This is a genomic window from Pseudomonas sp. RIT-PI-a, assembly GCF_001187875.1.
In the GTDB taxonomy this organism is placed as follows: domain Bacteria; phylum Pseudomonadota; class Gammaproteobacteria; order Pseudomonadales; family Pseudomonadaceae; genus Aquipseudomonas; species Aquipseudomonas coleopterorum.
The window spans coordinates 447,476-468,722 of sequence record NZ_LGIR01000011.1 but is presented as its reverse complement, the minus strand read 5'-3'; the positions used below and the strand labels follow the sequence as shown (position 1 = coordinate 468,722).

General features: G+C 63.9%; 11 protein-coding genes, 1 other RNA gene and 1 pseudogene. 5 read left to right on the top strand and 8 right to left on the bottom strand.

All coding sequences use genetic code 11. The annotated features are described in order from the left end of the window. Window positions 1-419 precede the first annotated feature (419 nt). From AC788_RS04460 to ffs, 3 genes are all read right to left on the bottom strand, one after another. Window positions 420-746: a YbaB/EbfC family nucleoid-associated protein gene (locus tag AC788_RS04460; protein WP_043189078.1), complete on the bottom strand. Its 327-nt coding sequence runs from the start codon at window positions 744-746 to the stop codon at window positions 420-422. A 74-nt stretch (window positions 747-820) separates the two neighbouring features. After that, window positions 821-3,088 (bottom strand): DNA polymerase III subunit gamma/tau, encoded by a 2,268-nt coding sequence (gene dnaX, locus AC788_RS04455; RefSeq protein WP_049859395.1) that lies wholly within the window; start codon window positions 3,086-3,088, stop codon window positions 821-823. Window positions 3,089-3,304: 216 nt separating this feature from the next. Beyond that, window positions 3,305-3,401: signal recognition particle sRNA small type (ffs, locus tag AC788_RS21230), an RNA gene on the bottom strand. A 226-nt stretch (window positions 3,402-3,627) separates the two neighbouring features. On the opposite strand from ffs, the gene AC788_RS04450 reads away from it, so the two are divergent. Beyond that, complete coding sequence (locus AC788_RS04450; RefSeq protein WP_049859394.1) at window positions 3,628-4,110, top strand: GNAT family N-acetyltransferase; 483 nt, start codon at window positions 3,628-3,630, stop codon at window positions 4,108-4,110. Window positions 4,111-5,361: 1,251 nt separating this feature from the next. Here AC788_RS04450 and AC788_RS04445 read toward each other — a convergent pair. The 5 genes and pseudogenes from AC788_RS04445 to AC788_RS04425 form a co-directional block, all read right to left on the bottom strand. Continuing rightward, window positions 5,362-6,527: pseudogene (locus tag AC788_RS04445) on the bottom strand (zinc-binding metallopeptidase family protein). A gap of 676 nt (window positions 6,528-7,203) precedes the next feature. Next, the gene (ligA, locus tag AC788_RS04440) at window positions 7,204-9,546 is read right to left on the bottom strand and encodes an NAD-dependent DNA ligase LigA (RefSeq protein WP_049859392.1); all 2,343 of its coding nucleotides are present in this window, start codon (window positions 9,544-9,546) and stop codon (window positions 7,204-7,206) included. 155 nt (window positions 9,547-9,701) lie between these two features. Then, window positions 9,702-10,625, bottom strand: a complete 924-nt coding sequence (gene zipA, locus AC788_RS04435; RefSeq protein WP_049859391.1) for a cell division protein ZipA — start codon at window positions 10,623-10,625, stop codon at window positions 9,702-9,704. A gap of 193 nt (window positions 10,626-10,818) precedes the next feature. Next, window positions 10,819-14,307: a chromosome segregation protein SMC gene (gene smc / locus AC788_RS04430; protein WP_049859390.1), complete on the bottom strand. Its 3,489-nt coding sequence runs from the start codon at window positions 14,305-14,307 to the stop codon at window positions 10,819-10,821. Between the two features lie 2 nt (window positions 14,308-14,309). Beyond that, complete coding sequence (locus tag AC788_RS04425; protein ID WP_049859389.1) at window positions 14,310-14,969, bottom strand: GntR family transcriptional regulator; 660 nt, start codon at window positions 14,967-14,969, stop codon at window positions 14,310-14,312. Window positions 14,970-15,224: 255 nt separating this feature from the next. Here AC788_RS04425 and xdhA point away from each other — a divergent pair, with 255 nt between their 5' ends. From xdhA to guaD, 4 genes are read left to right on the top strand one after another with little or no spacing between them, the layout of a single operon-like run. Next, window positions 15,225-16,679, top strand: coding sequence for a xanthine dehydrogenase small subunit (gene xdhA / locus AC788_RS04420; RefSeq protein ID WP_049859388.1), 1,455 nt, complete (start codon window positions 15,225-15,227; stop codon window positions 16,677-16,679). Continuing rightward, window positions 16,672-19,047 (top strand): xanthine dehydrogenase molybdopterin binding subunit, encoded by a 2,376-nt coding sequence (gene xdhB, locus AC788_RS04415; protein ID WP_049859387.1) that lies wholly within the window; start codon window positions 16,672-16,674, stop codon window positions 19,045-19,047. Before xdhA ends, xdhB begins: the two co-directional genes overlap by 8 nt. After that, window positions 19,040-19,906 carry a xanthine dehydrogenase accessory protein XdhC gene (gene xdhC, locus AC788_RS04410; protein ID WP_049859386.1) on the top strand — a complete coding sequence of 289 codons (867 nt, stop codon included), beginning with the start codon at window positions 19,040-19,042 and terminating at the stop codon, window positions 19,904-19,906. Before xdhB ends, xdhC begins: the two co-directional genes overlap by 8 nt. Further along, window positions 19,903-21,210: a guanine deaminase gene (gene guaD / locus AC788_RS04405; RefSeq protein WP_049859385.1), complete on the top strand. Its 1,308-nt coding sequence runs from the start codon at window positions 19,903-19,905 to the stop codon at window positions 21,208-21,210. Before xdhC ends, guaD begins: the two co-directional genes overlap by 4 nt. Window positions 21,211-21,247 lie beyond the last annotated feature (37 nt).

Here is a 21,247-nt window from a genome sequence, read left to right as displayed (position 1 = left end):
GTTACGTTGGTTGTAGGTGAGTAGATTGTGTGAGGCAGGTGAGTTGTGGAAGCAGATGAATTGTGGGAGCAGATGAATTGTGGGAGCAGATGAATTGTGGGAGCAGATGAATTGTGGGAGCAGATGAATTGTGGAAGCAGATGAACTGTGGGAGCGGGCTCTGCCCGCGAAGCGAACGCCGCGGTATGCCTGCTAAACCTCGGCGCGGCCTTCGCGGGCAGAGCCCGCTCCCACAGGGATTGCGCTGCCTTCGTAGCTGCGGCGCGTGCCGCGTTGGCGTCGGATGCACCACAGGATGGCCTGCGCGGGCAGAGCCCGCTCCCACAGGGATTGCGCTGCCTGTGTAGCAGCGGCGCGAGCCGCGAGCCCCACAGTGACCCGGATACAAAAATGCCAGGCTTGGCGCCTGGCATTTTGTTTTAGAACGGCATCTTGAAGCCTGGCGGCAGCTGCATGCCGGAGGTCATGCCGGACATCTTGTCCTGGCTGTTCGCCTCGATCTTGCGCACGGCGTCGTTGACGGCGGCAGCGATGAGGTCTTCCAGCACGTCCTTGTCTTCCTGCATCAGGCTGTCGTCCAGGCTGACGCGCTTGACGTCGTGGCGGCCGGTCATCACCACGCTCACCAGGCCTGCGCCCGATTGGCCGGTCACTTCGGCCTTGGCCAGCTCTTCCTGCATCTGAGCCATTTTTTCCTGCATCTGCTGGGCCTGCTTCATCAGGCCGGCCATGCCACCTTTCATCATGGGGTTCACCTCAAAGGTCGATGGGTATGACCGCGCAGTGCCAGAAGCATCCTGCGCGGGTTCGGGTAGGTTGCTTAACGCGTTGGGCTGGCCACCGCTTCGACTGGTTCAATCGTATCGTTGCGAATGATGGCGCCGAACTGTTGCAGCATTTGTTGAATGTACGGGTCTTGCTGAATCGACTGCTCGGCATCGGCCTGGCGATTGGCACGCCAGCGCGCCGCGGCCTGGGCTGGCGTTTCCTGTTCCGGGCGGATCAGCTCGATGGTCAGGCTGATCGTGCGCTCGTGATACTGGTTCAGTGCATCGTTCAAGCGGCGCTGCTGGGTGCTGTTGAACAGGGCGCTGTGGGCCGGATCCAGGTGCAGCAGCCAGTCATCCCCCTCGACGGCGATCAATGTGCAGTTGGCGGCGATGCTGCCGGTCATGCCCGAAATCGGCAGTTTCGGGAACAGTTCGAGCCATTGCAGGGCTAGACCGGTCGCAGGCTGCGCGGCGGGCAGCACCTCGGGTTCGGCTTCGACCGGGGCTTCGTGAACGGTTTCGCTGGCCAGTTCGTCGAGGTAGCTGTAGGCGGCGCCATCGGTTTCCGGGGCGTAGTAGTCTTCGTCGAGCGGTGGCTCGTCGTCGCGCTCCATGCCGGCGGGGATGTAGTCGACTGGGTCGGTGCCGTCAGCGAGCGGTGTTGCTTCGATTTCCGGGGCATCGGGCACGGCGCTGGCGGGCGTGGGGGCCGGCATGGGCGTGAGTGCGGGCTGTTCGCCGACGACGTCGAGGATCGGCTCTGGCGCCGGTGCGGCGACGGGCGTTACAGGGTCGTTCCAGGGGAGGTCGATGGGTTCTGCGGTTGCCTGATGGACCGTGGGGGATTCTTCGCGGGCAGAGCCCGCTCCCACAGGGGGCGGCGCCGGTGCGATGCGGTCGTTCTGGTGGACCGCGGGGGATTCTTCGCGGGCAGAGCCTGCTCCCACAGGGGGTGTCGCCGGTGGGATGCGGTCGTTCTGGTGGACTGCGGGGGATTCTTCGCGGGCAGAGCCCGCTCCCACAGGGGGTGTCGCCGGTGCGATGCGGTCGTTCTGGTGAACCGCGGGGAATTCTTCGCGGGCAGAGCCCGCTCCCACAGGTTCCGGGTCCATGGGGGCCACGCTTGGAGATTGTGGCTCCAACGGAGACGAGACTGCCACGGGCTGGGTGGAATCAACTGTGGCCTGGCTGATCCCCACTGTCTTTAGGGGTTGATCGGGCCCGTCGCTGGTGCCTGCCGGGCGGAACGCGAGCATACGCAGCAGCACCATTTCGAAGCCGCCTCGCAGCTCCGGGGCCAACGGCAGGTCGCGGCGGCCGATCAGGCCCATCTGGTAATAGAACTGCACATCTTCGGCCGGCAGCGCCTGGGCCAGGGCCAGCACGCGATCGCGATCGCCCTGGCCGTTGTCGACCGCTTCGGGCAGCGCCTGGGCGATGGCCACGCGGTGCAGCACGTTGAGCATTTCGGCCAGCACGCCGTTCCAGTCGGGCCCCTGCTCTGCCAGATGGCGTACGGCCTCGAGCAGCGCACGAGCATCGCCATTGAGCAGTGCCTGCAACACGCCATACACCTGGCCATGGTCCAGTGTGCCGAGCATCGCTCGCACATCGGCTGCCAGCACCTTGCCTTCGCCGAAGGCAATGGCCTGGTCGGTCAGGCTCATGGCGTCACGCATCGAGCCATCGGCGGCGCGGCCCAGCAACCACAGCGCATCGTCTTCGAACGGCACGTTCTCTACACCCAGCACATGGCTCAAGTGCTCGACCACGCGCTCTGGGGTCATGTTCTTGAGCGAGAACTGCAGGCAGCGCGAAAGAATGGTCGCAGGCAGTTTCTGCGGATCGGTGGTGGCAAGGATGAACTTGACGTAGGGCGGTGGCTCTTCCAGCGTCTTCAGCAGCGCGTTGAAGGAGTGGCTGGACAGCATGTGCACTTCGTCGATCAGGTAGACCTTGAAGCGACCGCGGCTGGGGGCGTACTGCACGTTGTCGAGCAGCTCGCGGGTGTCTTCGACCTTGGTCCGGCTGGCGGCGTCGATCTCGATCAGATCGACGAAACGACCCTCGTCGATCTCGCGGCAGACCGAGCACTCACCACAGGGCGTGGACGTGATGCCCGTCTCGCAGTTGACGCATTTGGCAATGATTCGCGCGATGGTGGTCTTGCCCACCCCCCGGGTGCCGGTGAACAGGTAGGCGTGATGCAGCCGCTGGTTGTCCAGCGCATTGATCAATGCCTTGAGCACATGGGTCTGGCCGACCATTTCGCGGAACGAGCGCGGACGCCATTTACGTGCAAGAACCTGATAACTCATCGAAAACCGTCGCGACATGAAAGCGGAAGACCGCCAATGCTAATGGAGCAAGGCCAAAATTGCATCCGCGCCCTGCTCTATTGCTGCGTTGGTTTGTAAAAACGCGGGCGAAAGCTGGCGAAGACGATTGATCGCAGGAGACGAGGACAAGGATGGTAGTTCGAGATGGGCATTGCGATGAACCCGTGCGACGACGAATTCGAAAATAGGTGGCAACCCTACCAGCCACACCCCGGCACACAATGTTCCCGCTGTGGCTGCTTCCTTCCGGATCTGACCAGGTTTACGGGTAATCGTTGCGGGGGGACCGGCAGGGTCACCATAACGACACTCGCTGGGTAGCGAGCGGGGGCCATTGTACCGGTCCTGACGGAAGTTACAACCCGTGACGCAAGATAAAATTTCGAGGGCCGTCAGGGACTTGGCGTGGTGCGCTTGTTGGTGATTGTGTTCGGGAGCGTTTGTTTGCGCGCAAGTGAAGCGACAGACGGCATGTGAATTGGTAACTTCGCCACATGTCTCTTGCCCGGTTGCCTGCGATGAATGTTCTGACGCCCTACCCCGACTTGTCTCCTGATCAACTGTACCAATTGATGGACATCGAGATCCGTCCTGAGCAGAAGCAGTATTCGGGCGATGTGGACATGGCGCTGTATACCCTACTGGGCTGCATGGACGGTGAAATCCGTGGCTTCGCTTTGCTGGTGGATGAAGTGCCCAAAGCGTTTCTGTTGCTGAAACATGGGCGATATGTACCGGAGTGGGCTGATCCGCAAGCGGTGACGTTGCATGCGCTGCAGGTGGATTGGCGGATGCAGGGTCGTGGGCTGGGTCGTGCATGTCTGGAGGGTTTGCCGGAGGCGGCGAGGGCCGCGTGGCCTGGGGTCAAGCAGCTGGAGTTGTCGGTGGATGCCGACAATGTGGCGGGTGTTGGTTTGTATAAGGCGCTGGGGTGGGTGGACCGCGGTGAGGCTTATCGTGGCCGGATTGGTTTCGAGCGCAGGTTTGTGCTGGAGCTTTAGTGGACCTTTGTTGCACCTGGCATAAATCCATGCAGGAACCGGTGATTGTGGGAGCGGGCTCTGCCCGTGAAAGCGTCCGGATGGGCGATGCACAGTTTGGAAGATGTGGTGATTGGGAGTACGTCTTCGCGGGCAGAGCCCGCTCCCACAGGGTCAGGCCTGGACATAGGTTGCACCTGGCATGAATCCATGCAGGAACCGGTGATTGTGGGAGCGGGCTCTGCCCGCGAAGGCGTCCGGATGGGCGATGCACAGTTTGGAAGATGTGGTGCTTGGGAGTACGTCTTCGCGGGCAGAGCCCGCTCCCACAGGGTTCGGCTTGGACATGGAGTGGGGTCCACTTCCACAAGGGCAGGCCTGGACATAGGTTGCACCTGGCATGAATCCATGCAGGAACCGGTGATTGTGGGAGCGGGCTCTGCCCGCGAAGGCGTCCGGATGGGCGATGCACAGTTTGGAAGATGTGGTGCTTGGGAGTACGTCTTCGCGGGCAGAGCCCGCTCCCACAGGGTCAGGCTTGGACATGGAGTGGGGTCCACTTCCACAAGGGCAGGCCTGGACATAGGTTGCACCTGGCATGAATCCATGCAGGAACCGGTGATTGTGGGAGCGGGCTCTGCCCGCGAAGGCGTCCGGATGGGCGATGCACAGTTTGGAAGATGTGGTGCTTGGGAGTACGTCTTCGCGGGCAGAGCCCGCTCCCACAGGGTTAGGCTTGGACATAGAGTGGGGTCCACTCCCACAGGGGCAGGCCTGGACATAGGTTGCACCTGGCATGAATCCATGCAGGAACCGGTGATTGTGGGGGCGGGCTCTGCCGGCGAAGGCGTCCGGATGGGCGATGCACAGTTTGGAAGATGTGGTGCTTGGGAGGTCGTCTTCGCGGGCAGAGCCCGCTCCCACAGGGTTAGGCTTGGACATGGAGTGGGGTCCACTCCCACAAGGGCAGGCCTGGACATAGGTTGCACCTGGCATGAATCCATGCAGGAACCGGTGATTGTGGGAGCGGGCTCTGCCCGCGAAGGCGTCCGGATGGGCGGTGCACAGTTTGGAAGATGTGGTGATTGGGAGGGCGTCTTCGCGGGCAGAGCCCGCTCCCACAGGGTCAGGCTTGGACATGGAGTGGGGTCCACTCCCACAAGGGCAGGCCTGGACATAGAGCGGGGTCCACTCTCACAAGGTCAGGCCTGGACATAGAGTGGGCTCCTCCCACAGGGAGGGGCTCACGCTTGGGGGGCGGGGTTGGCGGGTTCAGACCTGCAGGACGTCATCCGCGCGGCCGCCGGCTTCCTGGACGACGACGTGGATGAAGTGCAGCTTGGCGATCACGGCCGGTGGCAGCACGAAAGGGTAGAAATCGGGCTGACCCATGGCGCGTGACAGTTCGTTGAGCATGCCGGCCAGTTCGATCCAGGCGTTGACGAACGCGAGGAATGCCGGGCCGCTGGTGTGGTCCGGGTCGTACAGGGTCGTCAGAGGGAACGGGGTGTAGTCGAGGTCCATTTCCTTGGCGCTCATGCCGAAGCCCAATGCCGTGTCGACGGCGTCCATCATGTGCAGGTAATGCGCCCAGGTTTCGGCCCAGTCTTCCCATGGATGCATGGTGGCGTAGGCGCTGACGAAGTTCTGCTGCCAGTCGGCCGGGGCACCCTGGTCATAGTGACGCTGCAGTGCATCGGCGTAGCTTTGGCTTTCATCGCCGAATAGACGGCGGTAGTCGGCGACCCAATGGGTATCGGCGATCAGACGATCCCAGTAGTAGTGCCCTACTTCGTGTCGGAAGTGTCCGAGCAGCGTGCGGTACGGTTCGCGCATCTGCACGCGGACCTTTTCCCGATGGGCATCGTCCGCTTCCTTGATATCCAAGGTCACCAGGCCATTGGCGTGACCGGTGGTGGGCGCGTTGCCGTTCATGTCGGTGCCGATGAAGTCGAACGCCAGGCCGGTGTCTTCGTCCTCCGTCTTGGCGATCACCGGCAGGCCGAGGTTGATCAGTTGAGCGATCAGACGGCGCTTGGCGGTTTCGACCTTGCGCCAGTGTTCGGGGTTTTCAGGGACACTGAGGTCGGGGATGGTGCGGTTCAGGCTGCACGCGGTGCACAGGGCGGCGGCGCCCTTCTCTGCCGGCACCAGCCAATTGCAGGCTGCCGGGGTGTCGAGGTTGGCGCAGCGGCGGAAGAGTCCGGCGTCCGGCGCGGCGTGCAGGCGCCAGGTGCCCGCTTCGGGGCCGGCGTCGAGTGTAGATAGCACGTTCTTTTCCGGCCAGAAACCGAGCAGTCCGTGGCAGGCCAGGCATTGGCTGTTGCGGAAGAAGATCGACTGCCCGCAGGTGCATTCCCAGACCTTGCTGTGGCGGTTGTCCGGCTGGGGGACCGGGGGGGTTATTCGGGGCGGGGTTGTTCGAAAAAACGAGACATGGCGATCTCCAGTGGCCTGCCATGACTAGAGCTTGCGGCTGCGAGAAAGGTTTCATCTGCGATGTGGGTGAAACGCGAAATGCGGATGAGAGGTTGAAATACGCCCCTGTAGCAGCGGCGCGAGCCGCGTCCGGTTGCACCACGTTTATCCTGATGCACCGCGTGCGCCGCCGACGCGGCTTGCGCCGCTGCTACAGGGGCCGTGGGGGGCTGTTGACGTGGTGCAAGCCGCGTCCGGTTGTACTGCGTTTATCCTGATGCACCGCGTGCGCCGCCGACGCGGCTTGCGCCGCTGCTACAGGGGCCGTGAGGGGCTGTTGACGTGGTGCAAGCCGCGTCCGGTTGTACTGCGTTTATCCTGATGCACCGCGTGCGCTGCCGACGCGGCTTGCACCGCTGCTACAGGGGCCGTGCGGGGCTGTTGACGTGGTGCGAACCGCGTCCGGTTGTACTGCGTTTATCCTGATGCACCGCGTGCGCCGCCGACGCGGCTCGCGCCGCTGCTACAGGGGGCGTGTTGTTCATTTGTGGGGGATTGAAGAAGCGGTGGGTTTTGCGTTGATTACTTGGCTCACATCGTAGGTGGGCCGACTTCGACAGGGATGTGTCATGATGTTACATATTTTGGGTGAAGGTCAGGCGCGCTGGGGTGGCAGCGCGCTATCTTGTCATGATGTTACATCTTGATCAGGAAGTTCAGGAATTGCTCTTCGTCGAGGATCTCGATGCCCAGTTCGTTGGCCTTGGCCAACTTGGAGCCGGCGCCGGGGCCGGCGACGACGGTGTGGGTTTTGGCCGAAACCGAGCCTGAAACCTTGGCGCCGAGGGCTTCGAGTTTCTGCTTGGCTTCGTCGCGGCTCATCTGTTCGAGCGAGCCGGTCAGCACCCAGGTCTGCCCTGTCAGCGGCAGGCCTTCGACGACTTTCCTTTCACTGGCCCAATGCATACCGAATGCCTGCAGCTGCGCTTCTACCGCCCTCGCCGTCTCGGCGTTGTGCGGTTCCTTGAAGTACTCGCGCACCGCCTCCGCCTGCCGAGCATTGAGCGCCTGGCGCAGGTCGATGCCGTCGGCAGCGATGATCTTGTCCAGGCTGCCCAGCTTGGCCACCAGTTTTTCGGCGCCGGTTGGCCCCACCGAGTTGATGTCCAGCTTCGCGATCATCCCGGCCAGCGTGGTACTGGCGGCGTACTCAGGGTGCACCTCGCCCTCCTCCTGCAACTGCAAGCCGCGCTCGAGCAGTTGCTGAATCACGCTGCGGTTGTGCGGGTCTTCGAAAAAGCTGTGGATTTCAAAGGCGACTTCCAGGCCGATGTCTGGCAAGTATGTCAACACCTGGGGCAGCGCTTCGCTGACGCGCTGCAGCGACCCCAGGGAGCGTGCCAGCACTTTGGCCGTCTCCTCGCCCACGTCCGGGATGCCAAGGGCATAGATGAACCGCGCCAGGGTCGGCCGTTTGCTATTTTCGATGGCCGTGAGGAGATTGTTGCTGGATACCTCGGCGAAACCTCCCAGCTTGACCACGTCGTCGAACTGCAGGGTGTAGAGATCGGCCGGTGAGCTGACCAGGCCTTCGTCGACCAGTTGCTCGACGCTTTTTTCACCCAGACCGTCGATGTCCATGGCGCGCCGCGAGACGAAATGGATGATCGCCTGCTTGAGTTGCGCGCCACAGGCCAGCCGCCCGACGCAGCGATAGACCGCGCCTTCGCTGACGGTCTGCTTGCCCTTGCTGCGCTTGATCAGCTGGGTGCGCTCGACGTGTGACCCGCACACCGGGCAGGTTTCCGGGACGTGCACTGGACGTGCGTCTTGCGGACGACGCTCGGTCACCACCTGCATGACTTGGGGAATCACGTCCCCCGCGCGGCGGATGATCACGGTGTCGCCGATCATCAGGCCCAGGCGTGCGACCTCATCCATGTTGTGCAGGGTGGCATTGGCCACCGTCACGCCGGCCACCTTGACCGGCTTGAGCCGTGCTACGGGTGTGACCGCGCCGGTGCGGCCGACCTGGAATTCCACGTCGAGCAGTTCGGTGAGTTCTTCCATCGCCGGAAACTTGTGGGCAATGGCCCAACGCGGCTCGCGGGCGCGGAAACCCAGCTCGCGCTGCGCCGCCAGGCTGTTGACCTTGAACACCACACCGTCGATTTCGTACGGCAGCTGGGTCCGCCGTGCGCCGATGTCGTGGTAGTACTCCAGGCACTGCTCGATGTTCTCGGCGACCTTGAGTTCGCGACTGATCGGCATGCCCCACTGCTTGAGCTGTTCGAGATTGCCGGTGTGGGTGGTGGCGATGTCCTGGGTGACCTGGCCGATGCCGTAGCAGCAGAACTCCAGGGGGCGGCTGGCAGTGATTTTCGAATCCAGCTGGCGCAGGCTGCCGGCTGCGGCGTTGCGCGGGTTGGCGAAGGTCTTGCCGCCGACTTCCATCTGACTGGCGTTGAGCCGTTCGAACCCGGCCTTGGACATGAACACCTCGCCGCGCACTTCCAGCACCGGCGGCCAGCCGCTGCCGTGCAGCTTGAGCGGGACGTTGCGGATGGTGCGAACGTTGACGCTGATGTCTTCGCCGGTGGTGCCATCGCCGCGGGTCGCGCCGCGGACCAGCGCGCCGTCCTGGTAAAGCAGCGACACGGCCAGGCCGTCGAGCTTGGGTTCGCAGCTGTAGTGAATCGCCGCACCGCTGCCGAACAGGTCACCAGTGGGCAAGTCGAGGCCTTCGGTGACACGGCGGTCGAACTCGCGCAGGTCGACTTCTTCGAAGGCGTTGCCGAGGCTGAGCATCGGGATTTCGTGGCGAACCTGGGTGAACGCGGTCAGGGCCGCATTGCCGACGCGTTGGGTGGGCGAGTCGGGGGTGATCAGGTTCGGGTGGTCGGCTTCAAGGGCCTTGAGTTCGCGGAACAGACGGTCGTATTCGGCATCGGGGATGCTGGGTTCGTCGAGCACGTGGTAGCGGTAGTTGTGCTGGTCGAGTTCGGCACGCAGTTCGAGGATACGGTTGGCGTCGTTCATGATCGGTTCTCGCTTGAAGCAAAAGAGCAGCCTTGGCTGCTCTTGGGTTGAATCTGGGGGGTTGGCGGTGGGGCTTTCGCGGGCAGAGGGCTCGCCGCCCGCCCCGCTCCCACAGATGGGAACGCGATGTCTGTGGGAGCGCTGCGGTTTATGGCCTAGCGCTTGTGGGTCAAGGCGCGGCGTTCGAATTCGACGATGCGCTGGCGATAATGCTCGATGGTCTGCGCGGTCAGCACGCTGCGCTGGTCATCCTTGAGCTCGCCGTCCAGTTCGTGGGCCAGCTTGCGGGCTGCGGCCACCATCACGTCGAAGGCCTGCTTGGGATGACGCGGGCCGGGCAGGCCGAGGAAGAAGCTCACCGCACGGGTGCTGAAGTGGTCGATGTCGTCCAGATCGAAAATACCCGGCTTCACCGCGTTGGCCATGGAAAACAGGATCTCGCCATTACCGGCCATGCTTTCGTGACGATGGAAGATGTCCATCTCGCCGAAACGCAGACCGCTCTCCAGAATGTTCTGCAGCAGCGCCGGGCCACGGAAGCCGCTTTCGCTGCGGGAAATGACGCTGATGACCAGGACTTCTTCGACCGGCGGCAGATCCTTCTCCACAGCCGGAGCACCGGTGCTGGAGAAGCCTTTGGCATCGCTGGCAAAGTCTTCGTTGCTGTCACGCGCGGCTTTCATCGGCGGCTGCGGCTTAACCGGCTTGGGCTCGCGTGGGGGTTTGGGTGGACGCGGCTCGCGAGGCTCCTTGATTTCGTCCGGCTCCACGGCCAGGTTCAAGTCGGCATGATCAGCCACGGGCTCGCGCTTGGCGCGCTTGCTGCCGCCGTCGCGTTGGGCGCTCATGGACGGCAGGTCGTGCTCGTCCAGTTGCGGCTCCTTGTGATCGTCCAGCACCCGGGGCGGACCCAGCACTTCGGCGCCGGTGTCTTCGTCGGGCAGGTTGGAAAGGTTGCGATCCAGACGAAACTTAAGTTTGCCCTTGCCACCGCGCATCCGGCGCCAGCCATCGAAAAGAATACCGGCAATGACAATGATGCCGATGAGGATCAGCCACTCGCGCAGACCGATTTCCATGTAATCCCGTGCCTCTAATAAAAATGCTGAAAAATAAAGGGCTTGAACCCTCTTTAAGACGTGGCGCCAACTCTATGTTCTGACAGGCGTTTTCTCCACGCGTAAATACGATGCGGTAAAACTAGCACGACCAGAAACAACTTTACACCGTCTGTCGCACATGGCTCGATTTTAACGTCGGTTTGAGGGTTTTTCAGGCCTCGACCATGGCCAGGGCCTCCTCTACATCCACCGCCACCAGACGCGAACAGCCCGGTTCATGCATGGTCACCCCCATCAATTGATCGGCCATTTCCATGGCGATCTTGTTGTGGGTGATATAGATGAATTGCACCGTCTGCGACATCTCTTTCACCAACCGCGCGTAACGACCGACGTTGGCGTCGTCCAACGGTGCATCGACTTCGTCGAGCATGCAGAACGGTGCCGGATTCAATTTGAAGATGGCGAAAACCAGGGCCAGTGCGGTCAGGGCTTTCTCTCCACCGGAGAGCAAATGAATGGTGCTGTTCTTCTTGCCGGGCGGACGCGCCATGATCGTTACCCCTGTATCGAGTAAATCTTCGCCCGTCAGTTCCAGATAAGCACTGCCGCCACCGAAAACTTTTGGAAAAAGAGCCTGCAAACCGGCATTGATCTGGTCGAAAGTGTCCTTGAAACGGCTGCGGGTTTCCTTGTCGATCTTGCGGATGACGTTTTCCAGAGTGTCCAGCGCTTCGGCCAGGTCGGCATCCTGGGCGTCGAGGTAGCGTTTGCGCTCGGATTGCTGCTGGTACTCGTCGATAGCGGCCAGGTTGATCGCGCCCAAGCGCTGAATGCGGCCATCGATGCGCTGCAGTTCTTCCTCGGCTTCCTGTTCGCTGGTCAGCACGTCGAGGGTGGCGAGCACGCCGTGCAGGTCGTAGCCGTCGGCGTGCAGTTGTTCCTGCAGGGTCTTGCGGCGCACGCTCAGCCCTTGCCATTCCAGGCGGTGCTGCTCCAGCTGGCCGCGCAACAGCTGGCTCTGCTGCTCGGCCTGGGTACGGCGTTTTTCAACCTCGCGCAGGTCACGATCGGCGTCGTCCAGGGCCAGTCGCGCGTGGCGCATTTCGTCGTCCACGGCCATGCGTTGTTCGAGCAAACCTTCCAGGCTCAGGCGCAGCTCTTCGAGGGGCGCTTCGCCCTCCTCCAGGCCCAGAGTCAGTTGCTCACGCTTTTCCGTCAGGCGTTCGGCCTGCAGTTGCAGGCGCTCCAGTGCCTGGCGCGTGGAATCGTGCTGGGCGCGCAGCGAGCCCAGGCGGACCGCCAACTGGTGAGCCCGATCCTTGTGCTGACGCGCGTCCTGGCGAATGCGCTCCAGGCCCTCGCGCAGCTCGTCGCGCTGCGCCATCAGTTGCTCACGGTGTTCGGTGTCGCTGGCCATGGCGTCGAGCGCGCCCTGCAACTGCAGGCGCGATTCGCCGACCTGCTCATGCTCCAACGCGCGCTGCTCGGACAGCTCGCTCAACTCTTCGTCGAGCCGGCGGCGGCGCAGCGACAATTGCTCGGCCTTGGCCCGGCTGGCCGAGAGCTTGGCCTTGAGCTCGCCCTGCTGGCGGTTTTCATCCTGGATGCGGCGACGCAACTGCTCTCGCAGTTGTTCTTCGGCTTGCTGCTGCTCGCGGCAGGTGAGCAATTGTTCCTGCCAATGCGCCAGGGTCGCCTCGTGGGTCTGCACGTCTGCCTGAAGGGCTTGCAGCTCCTGGCCCCGGGCCAGGACGCCGCGACTGGCGTCGTTGCCACGGCTGACCCGCAGGAAATGCCGTCCCAGCCAGTAGCCGTCCTGGCTGACCAGGCTCTCGCCTTCGGCCAACTGGCTGCGCAAGGCCAGCGCAGTGTCGAGGTCAGCGACGCCGCGCACCCCGGCCAGCCAAGGGCTGAGGTCGACGTCGCTGTGGACCTTGTGCAGCAGGCTGTCTGCCGAGGCTGGAGCGCCCTTGGCAGGGCTGACCAGACGCAGCTCGCCCTGGCCGAAGCCGGCCAGGTCCAGCCCCGCCAGATCATCGACCAGCACCGCTTGCAGGTCGGCGCCCAGAACGGTTTCCACGGCCAGCTCCCAGCCTGCATCGACCCGCAGGCCTTCGGCCAGACGCGGATGTTGGGCAAGGCCCTGATGGTCCAGCCACTGCGCGGTTCCCGTGCCCGGGTCCAGCGCGGCCTGCTGCAGCGCTTCCAGGGAGGCCAGGCGGCCGTTGAGTCGCTGCAACTCGCCCTGAGCCTGCTGTTGGGCCTGGGTAGCCTCTTGCAGTTGCTGACGGGTGGTTTCCAACTGCTCGGCCTGCTGGTGTTCGTGCGCGGTCCACTCTTCGATGAGCATTTCGCTGCTGGCCAGTTGTTCGTCCAGCTCGAGGATGGCGGCATCCTCAGGATCGGCTGCCAACAGCTCACGTTCCTCGCTGTGGCGCCGCTGCCGCTCGGCCAGGCGCTGCATCGACAATTCCAGCTGGGCAATCCGCGCCTGCTGGACTTCGGCCTGGCGCCGCGGCTCGGCGGAGCGTGTGTTGAACCGATCCCACTGTTCCTGCCAGCCGTGCATGCGGGTCTCCGCTTCTTCCAGGGCTGCGGCGGCCTCCTCGGCGGCTTCAGTACTGATGGCCTGTTCAGGCTCGAGCATTTCCAGCTCCTCGCCCAAGGTCGCCAGCAGTGTGCGGTCGTGGCCCAGGTGCGATTCGGTTTCCAGGCGCGCGCGCTCGGCTTCCTTGAAGTCGTCCTGCAATTGGCGCAGACGCTGCTGGCCGTGCTGGATGTTCTGCTCGACCCGGGCGATGTCGCCGCCTACCGAATAGAAGCGTCCTTGCACCGTATTGAACCGCTCGGACAGCTCGTGATGACCGTCGCGCAGGCGCTCGATGCTGGCATCGGCGTTGCGCTGTTCGGCAACCAGGGCCTCGAAGGCCACTTCCTGATCGGCGATGACCGCTTCGCGCTGGCCGACCTGCTCGTTCAGGGTCTGCCAGCGCAAGGCCGACAGCTGCGCCTTGAGCTGGCGCTCTTCGGACTTGTATTGCTGATATTTTTCCGCGGCCTGGGCCTGGCGGTGCAGGCGTTCGAGCTGGCGTTCCAGCTCCTCGCGCAGGTCGGTCAGGCGCGCCAGGTTCTCGTGGGTACGACGGATGCGGCTCTCGGTTTCACGACGGCGCTCCTTGTACTTGGAGATGCCCGCCGCTTCTTCGATGAAATTGCGCAGGTCTTCGGGCTTGGCCTCGATGAGCTTGGAGATCATGCCCTGCTCGATGATCGAGTAGCTGCGCGGGCCCAGGCCGGTGCCGAGGAAGATGTCGGTGATGTCGCGCCGACGGCACTTGGTGCCGTTCAGGTAATAGGTGTTCTGGCTCTCGCGGGTGACCTTGCGGCGGATCGAGATTTCCGCGTAGGCGGCGTACTCGCCGACCAGGGTGCTGTCACTGTTGTCGAACACCAGTTCGATGCTGGCCTGGCTGACCGGCTTGCGGCTGGTGGAGCCGTTGAAGATGACGTCGGTCATCGACTCGCCGCGCAGGTTCTTCGCCGAGCTTTCGCCCATGACCCAGCGCACCGCATCGATGATGTTGGACTTGCCGCAGCCATTGGGCCCGACCACGGCGGCCATGTTGCTGGGGAAATTGACCGTGGTGGGGTCGACGAACGACTTGAACCCGGCCAGACGAATGCACTTGAGGCGCATGCTCAGCGGACCGCCAAGGCGCTGAGCACCAGTTCGCAGCTGCGTTGGCAGTATTCGCCCAGCACCTTGCGGATGAGCGGCAGGTCGCGGGCGGACACCGCTTCCAGCAAGCGCCCGAACAAGGCCAGGTATTCGCTCATCGACGCCTTGCGTTGTTCCAGCGCCAGGTAATAGGTGCGGTTCATGGCCGGTTGCAGGTTCTCGACGGTTTCTTGCAGGTACGGGTTGTTGGCGAAGGGATAGGCGGCGCGCATGACGTTGAAGCTGTCCTCGACGAAGGCGTTGATGTCCTGGCGTTCGAAGCTGGTGTGCAGCCGCCGCTGGATGACCAGAAACGGCGCCAGGTCGGCTTCGCTCTGCCAGCGCTGGGCCACGGCCTCGCCGAGCATGATGTACATCTCGCCCATCAGGGCGCACAGGCTGCGCACCTTGTGCTCGCTGAGTTCACTGACCTGGGCGCCGCGCCGCGGCAGTATGTCGACCAGATGACGCCGTTCCAGAATCAGCAGGGCCTCGCGCACCGAGCCACGGCTGACGTTCAGCGCCTGGGTGACCTTGAGTTCCTGGATGCGCTCGGCCGGCTTGAGCTCACCGCTGATGATGCGCTCGGCCAGATGATGGGCAATTTGCTCGGCGAGGCTGTCCGGCGCCTTGAACGTCATGGTTTTCCTTCGACAATCGGGAATCGGTGATCGGCTGTCTGTGATCGCAGCATGGCGCGCAGTGTACCCCAATTGCCGGGCAAAGGCGGCAGGTTGGCACGGATGTGGCTTGGCAAAAGGCATGACTGCCGGGGTGCAGGAAACGGGCTCGCTCAACTTCTTGACCCGCAGGTCAACTAATCGTTGACCGCTCCCCGGCCGCCGCATAGATTCTGCTTGAGGCAGACCCAAGAATCAGGTGTCGTGAGGCCATCCGTGATCCAGTTCCTTTTGAATCAAACGCTGCACACCGAGCATGCCCTGGACCCGAATCTGACCGTGCTCGAGTACCTGCGCACCGATTTGGCGCGTCCGGGCACCAAAGAGGGCTGTGCCAGCGGCGATTGCGGTGCCTGCACCGTGGTGATCGGCGAGCTGGTCGAAGACCAGGGTCAATCACACATTCGTTATCGCAGCAGCAACGCCTGCCTGACGTTCGTTTCCAGCCTGCACGGCAAGCAATTGCTCAGCGTCGAGGACCTCAAGCATCAGGGTCGCCTGCACAGCGTGCAGCAGGCCATGGTCGACTGCCACGGCTCGCAGTGCGGGTTTTGCACCCCAGGCTTCGTCATGTCGCTGTTCGCTTTGCAGAAGAACCAGCCGCAAGCCAACCGCGAGCAAGCCTGCGAGGCGCTGTCCGGCAACCTCTGCCGCTGCACCGGCTACCGCCCGATTCTCGACGCCGCAGCCCAGGCCTGCGGCGGACCTGCCTTGCCCGATCAGTTCGACCGCCAGCAGGCGCAGACCGTCGCCCGGCTGAAAACCATCGCGCCGGCGCAGACCGACGAGCTCAACGGTGGCAACAACCGCTGCCTGGTGCCCTTGACCGTGGCCGATCTGGCCGAGCTGTACAGCGAGCAGCCCGAGGCGCGACTGCTGGCCGGCGGCACCGATCTGGCATTGGAGGTGACCCAGGCGCATCGGGTCCTGCCGGTGATGATCTACGTGGGCCATGTGGCCGAGATGAAGCGTATCGAGACCTTCGACGACCGCCTGGAGATCGGCGCGGCCACGCCGCTGACCGATTGCTATCAGGCCTTGACGAACGAGTACGCGGATTTCGGCCATCTGTTGCACCGTTTCGCCTCGTTGCAGATTCGCAACCAGGCCACCCTGGGCGGCAACATCGGCAACGCCTCGCCGATCGGCGACAGCCCGCCCCTGCTCCTGGCTCTTGGCGCGCAACTGGTCCTGCGCAAGGGCGCGCGCAGCCGTACCTTGCCCTTGCAGGACTACTTCATCGACTACCGGGCCACCGCCCGCGAAGACGGCGAGTTCATCGAAAAGGTCATCGTGCCCCGCGCCGACGCTCGCCGCGTGTTTCGCGCCTACAAGGTCTCCAAACGGCTGGACGATGACATTTCCGCGGTCTGCGCCGCGTTCGACCTGCTGATCGAAGACGGCCGCGTTCATGATGTGCGCATCGCCTACGGCGGGATGGCGGCCATTCCCAAGCGCGCCGCTGCTTGCGAGGCCGCGTTGCTCGGCAGACCATGGACACAGGCGAACGTGGAGGCCGCCTGCGCCGCCCTGGCCGATGACTTCACACCGCTGTCGGATTTTCGCGCGAGCAAGCAGTACCGCTTGCTGACCGCACAAAACCTGCTGCGCAAGTGCTTCATCGAATTGCAGTCGCCCCACCTCCAAACGAGGGTGATCGCCCATGTCTGAACATCAAGCGCCCGACAGCCAGGCACGTATGGCTGAACTGTTCGCCCAGGGCCTGACCACCGGCGTTGGCCGGGGCATCAAGCACGACAGCGCCGACAAGCACGTCACCGGTGAGGCGGTGTACATCGACGACCGCCTGGAATTTCCCAATCAGCTGCACGTGTATGCCCGTCTTTCCGACCGGGCCCATGCGCGCATCTTGCGCATCGACACGTCGGCCTGCTACGACATCCCTGGTGTGCGCCTGGCGATCACCCACGATGACATTCCGGGCCTCAAGGACATCGGTCCGCTGCTGCCGGGCGACCCGCTGCTGGCGATCGACAAGGTCGAGTTCGTCGGCCAGCCGGTGCTGGCCGTGGCAGCCCGCGACTTGGACAGCGCCCGCCGCGCGGCGATGGCCGCCGTGATCGAATACGAGGACCTGCCGCCGGTGCTGGACGTGGTCCAGGCGCTGCGCCAGCAGCATTTCGTGCTCGACAGCCACACCCACCAGCGCGGTGACTCGGCAGCGGCACTGGCCAGCGCACCGCATCGCCTGCAGGGCAGCCTGCACATCGGCGGTCAGGAGCATTTCTACCTGGAAACCCAGATCAGCTCGGTGATGCCCACCGAGGACGGCGGGATGATCGTCTACTGCTCGACGCAGAATCCGACTGAAGTGCAGAAACTGGTGGCCGAGGTGCTGAACGTGCCCATGAGCCAGGTGGTGGTGGACATGCGGCGCATGGGCGGCGGTTTCGGCGGCAAGGAAACCCAGGCCGCCAGCCCGGCCTGCCTGTGCGCGGTGGTGGCGCACCTGACCGGGCAGCCGACCAAGATCCGCCTGCCGCGGGTCGAAGACATGCTCATGACCGGCAAGCGCCACCCCTTCTATATCGAGTACGACGTGGGCTTCGACGACAATGGGCGGCTGCAGGGGATCGATCTGGACCTGGCCGGCAACTGCGGCTATTCGCCCGATCTGTCGGCGTCGATCGTCGACCGGGCGATGTTCCATGCCGACAACGCCTATTACCTGGGCGATGCCACCATCAATGGCCACCGCTGCAAGACCCACACCGCGTCCAACACCGCCTACCGCGGCTTTGGCGGCCCCCAGGGCATGGTGGCCATCGAGGAAGTGATGGACCGCATTGCGCGCCACCTGGCCCTCGACCCGCTGGCGGTGCGCAAGGCCAACTACTACGGCAAGACCGAGCGCAATGTCACCCATTACTACCAGACGGTGGAGCACAACCTGCTCGAAGAGATCACCGCCGAGCTCGAAGCCAGCTGCGACTACGAACAGCGCCGCGAGGAGATCCGGGTGTTCAACGCCGACAGCCCGGTGTTGAAGAAGGGCCTGGCGCTGACCCCGGTCAAGTTCGGTATCTCGTTCACGGCCAGCTTTCTCAACCAGGCCGGCGCGCTGATCCATATCTACACCGACGGCAGCATTCACCTGAACCACGGCGGCACCGAGATGGGCCAGGGCCTGAACGTCAAGGTCGCGCAGGTGGTGGCCGAAGTGTTCCAGGTTGACATCGCGCGTATCCAGATCACCGCCACCAACACCGACAAGGTGCCCAACACCTCGCCCACTGCGGCGTCCAGCGGTGCCGACCTGAACGGCAAGGCGGCGCAGAACGCGGCGCTGATTCTCAAGCAGCGGCTGGTCGAGTTCGCCGCGCGGCACTACCGGGTCAGTGACGAAGACGTGGAGTTCAGCAACGGCCACGTGCGCGTGCGCGACCAGTTGCTGACGTTCCAGAGCCTGGTGCAGCAGGCGTGGATGGGCCAGGTGTCGCTGTCCAGCACGGGCTACTACAAGACGCCGAAGATTCATTACGACCGCAGCCTGGCCCGTGGCCGGCCGTTCTACTATTTCGCCTATGGCGCGGCCTGCTGCGAAGTGCTGATCGACACCCTGACCGGCGAGTACAAGCTGCTGCGCACCGACATCCTCCACGACGTTGGCGCCTCGCTGAACCCGGCCATCGACCTGGGTCAGGTGGAAGGCGGTTTCCTCCAGGGCGTGGGCTGGCTGACCTGCGAGGAGCTGGTGTGGAGCGATCAGGGCAAGCTGCTGACCAGCGGCCCGGCGTCGTACAAGATTCCGGCGGTGGCCGACATGCCCCAGGACCTGCGCGTGCGGTTGGTGGAAAACCGCAAGAACCCGGAAGACACCGTGTTTCATTCCAAAGCCGTGGGCGAACCGCCGTTCATGCTGGGTATCGCTGCCTGGTGCGCGATCAAGGATGCCGTGGCCAGCCTGGGTGACTACCGGCTGCAACCCAGCATCGATGCCCCGGCCACGCCGGAACGGGTGCTGTGGGGCTGCGAGCAGATGCGCCAGACGGCGTCGGGGAGCGTGTCTCATGACTGACTGGATCGGTGCCCTGGCCGAACACCAGGCCCGTGGCGAAGCCTGCATGCTGGTGACCATCATCGAAGAGAAAGGCTCCACGCCGCGCAATGCCGGGGCGAAGATGGTGGTCAGCGCCACGGCGCTGTTCGACACCATTGGCGGCGGTCACCTGGAATACAAGGCGCTGCACATCGCCCGCGAGATGCTCGCCGAGAACACCCGCGCCACACGCCTGGAGCGTTTCAGTCTGGGCGCCAGCCTGGGGCAATGCTGCGGCGGTGCCACGGTGCTGCTGTTCGAGCCGGTGGCGCAAACGCAGGCGCAGGTAGTGGTGTTCGGTGCCGGCCATGTCGGCCGTGCGCTGGTGCCGCTGCTGGCGAGCCTGCCATGCCGGGTGCGCTGGGTCGACTCGCGCCCCGAGGAGTTTCCGGCCAGCCTGCCCGACGGTGTCTGCCAGGTGATCACCGACGAGCCGGTGGACGAAGTCGCGAGCCTGCCGGTGGGCAGCTACTGCATCGTCATGACCCACGATCACTCGCTGGATCTGGAACTGACCCGAGCCATCCTCGAGCGCAACGACTTCACCTGGTTCGGCCTGATCGGCTCCGCCACCAAGCGCGCGCGATTCGAGCACCGCCTGCGCGAGCGCGGCATCGCGCCCTCAGCGGTGCAGCGCATGCGCTGCCCCATGGGTCTGGCGGCGGTGAAGGGCAAGCTGCCCATGGAAATCGCCGTTTCCATCGCCGCCGAGATCATCGCCACCTACAATGCACACTTTGGCGCCCGCGCCGAGCCGGGGACAGCCAGCTCGCCGGGGGTCGCCCAACTGCTGCCGCGCTCGCGCCGCAGCCCCGTTCCCTTGAGAGATGCACCATGAGCCTTACCCGCAAAGCCTATCGCGCCGCGATCCTGCACAGCCTCGACGACCCTGCCCTGGTCGGTGTCCAGGCCTCCTACGAATACTTCGCCGATGGCGTGCTGGTGGTCGAGGACGGGCGGATCAGTGCGTTGGGCGCCGCCAGCGAGGTGCTGCCGACGTTGGCAGACAACGTCGAGGTGACCCATTACCCCGATGCCTTGATCACCCCCGGCTTCATCGACACCCACATCCACTTCCCCCAGACCGGCATGGTTGGCTCCTATGGCGAGCAACTGCTGGACTGGCTGAACGAGTACACCTTCCCCTGTGAAGGCCAGTTCGCCGACAAGGCACATGCCGATGGTGTCGCCCAGATCTTCCTCAAGGAACTGCTGCGCAATGGCACCACCACCGCGCTGGTGTTCGGCAGCGTTCACCCCGAATCGGTCGACGCCCTGTTCGAGGCCGCCCAGGCCCTGGACCTGCGCCTGATCGCCGGCAAGGTGATGATGGACCGCAATGCGCCGGACTATCTCACCGATACCGCCCAGAGCAGCTACGTCCAGAGCAAGGCGCTGATCGAGCGCTGGCACGGCAAGGGCCGCCTGCACTACGCGGTGACGCCGCGCTTCGCGCCGACCAGCAGCGAGGCCCAGCTGACCCTGGCCGGGCAACTGCTGCGCGAGTACCCGGACGTCTACCTGCAGACCCACCTGAGCGAGAACCTCCAGGAAATCGAATGGGTCAAGGCGCTGTTCCCCGAACGCAGCAACTACCTGGACGTGTACGACCACTACCAGCTGCTCGGCGAGCGCTCGGTGCTGGCCCACGGTGTGCACCTGTGCGACGCGGAGTGCGCGCGCCTGGCCGAAACCGGCTCGGCCATCGCCTTCTGCCCCACCTCCAACCTGTTCCTGGGCAGCGGCCTGTTCAACCTGCCCCAGGCCGAGCGCTTCAACGTCAACGTCGGCCTGGGCACCGACGTCGGCGCTGGCACCAGTTTCTCGCTGTTGCATACCCTGAACGAGGCCTACAAGGTCATGCAGTTGCAGGGTGAGAAGCTCAACCCGTTCAAGTCGCTGTACCTGGCGACCCTGGGCGGCGCCCGCGCGCTGCGCCTGGAGGACCGCGTCGGCACGCTGCAGCCGGGCACCGATGCCGACTTCGTGGTGCTCGACTACCATGCCACGCCGTTGCTCAGCTACCGCATCGCGCAAGCCAAGACCTTCGAAGAGGTGCTGTTCGTACTGATGACCCTGGGCGACGACCGCGCGGTCTTGCAGACCTACGCCGCTGGCCGTCGGGTGCACAGCCGCGACTGACCGCCGTACAGATTCGCATGGAACTTTTGCAGGAAAA

Bases quoted from the DNA above. Each gene is read 5' to 3' on its own strand.
- AC788_RS04450 (WP_049859394.1), top strand. From the start codon at position 3,628: ATGAATGTTCTGACGCCCTACCCCGACTTGTCTCCTGATCAACTGTAC.
- guaD (WP_049859385.1), top strand. From the start codon at position 19,903: ATGAGCCTTACCCGCAAAGCCTATCGCGCCGCGATCCTGCACAGCCTC.
- xdhB (WP_049859387.1), top strand. From the start codon at position 16,672: ATGTCTGAACATCAAGCGCCCGACAGCCAGGCACGTATGGCTGAACTG.
- dnaX (WP_049859395.1), bottom strand. From the start codon at position 3,088: ATGAGTTATCAGGTTCTTGCACGTAAATGGCGTCCGCGCTCGTTCCGC.
- zipA (WP_049859391.1), bottom strand. From the start codon at position 10,625: ATGGAAATCGGTCTGCGCGAGTGGCTGATCCTCATCGGCATCATTGTC.
- AC788_RS04425 (WP_049859389.1), bottom strand. From the start codon at position 14,969: ATGACGTTCAAGGCGCCGGACAGCCTCGCCGAGCAAATTGCCCATCAT.
- xdhC (WP_049859386.1), top strand. From the start codon at position 19,040: ATGACTGACTGGATCGGTGCCCTGGCCGAACACCAGGCCCGTGGCGAA.
- smc (WP_049859390.1), bottom strand. From the start codon at position 14,307: ATGCGCCTCAAGTGCATTCGTCTGGCCGGGTTCAAGTCGTTCGTCGAC.
- ligA (WP_049859392.1), bottom strand. From the start codon at position 9,546: ATGAACGACGCCAACCGTATCCTCGAACTGCGTGCCGAACTCGACCAG.
- AC788_RS04460 (WP_043189078.1), bottom strand. From the start codon at position 746: ATGATGAAAGGTGGCATGGCCGGCCTGATGAAGCAGGCCCAGCAGATG.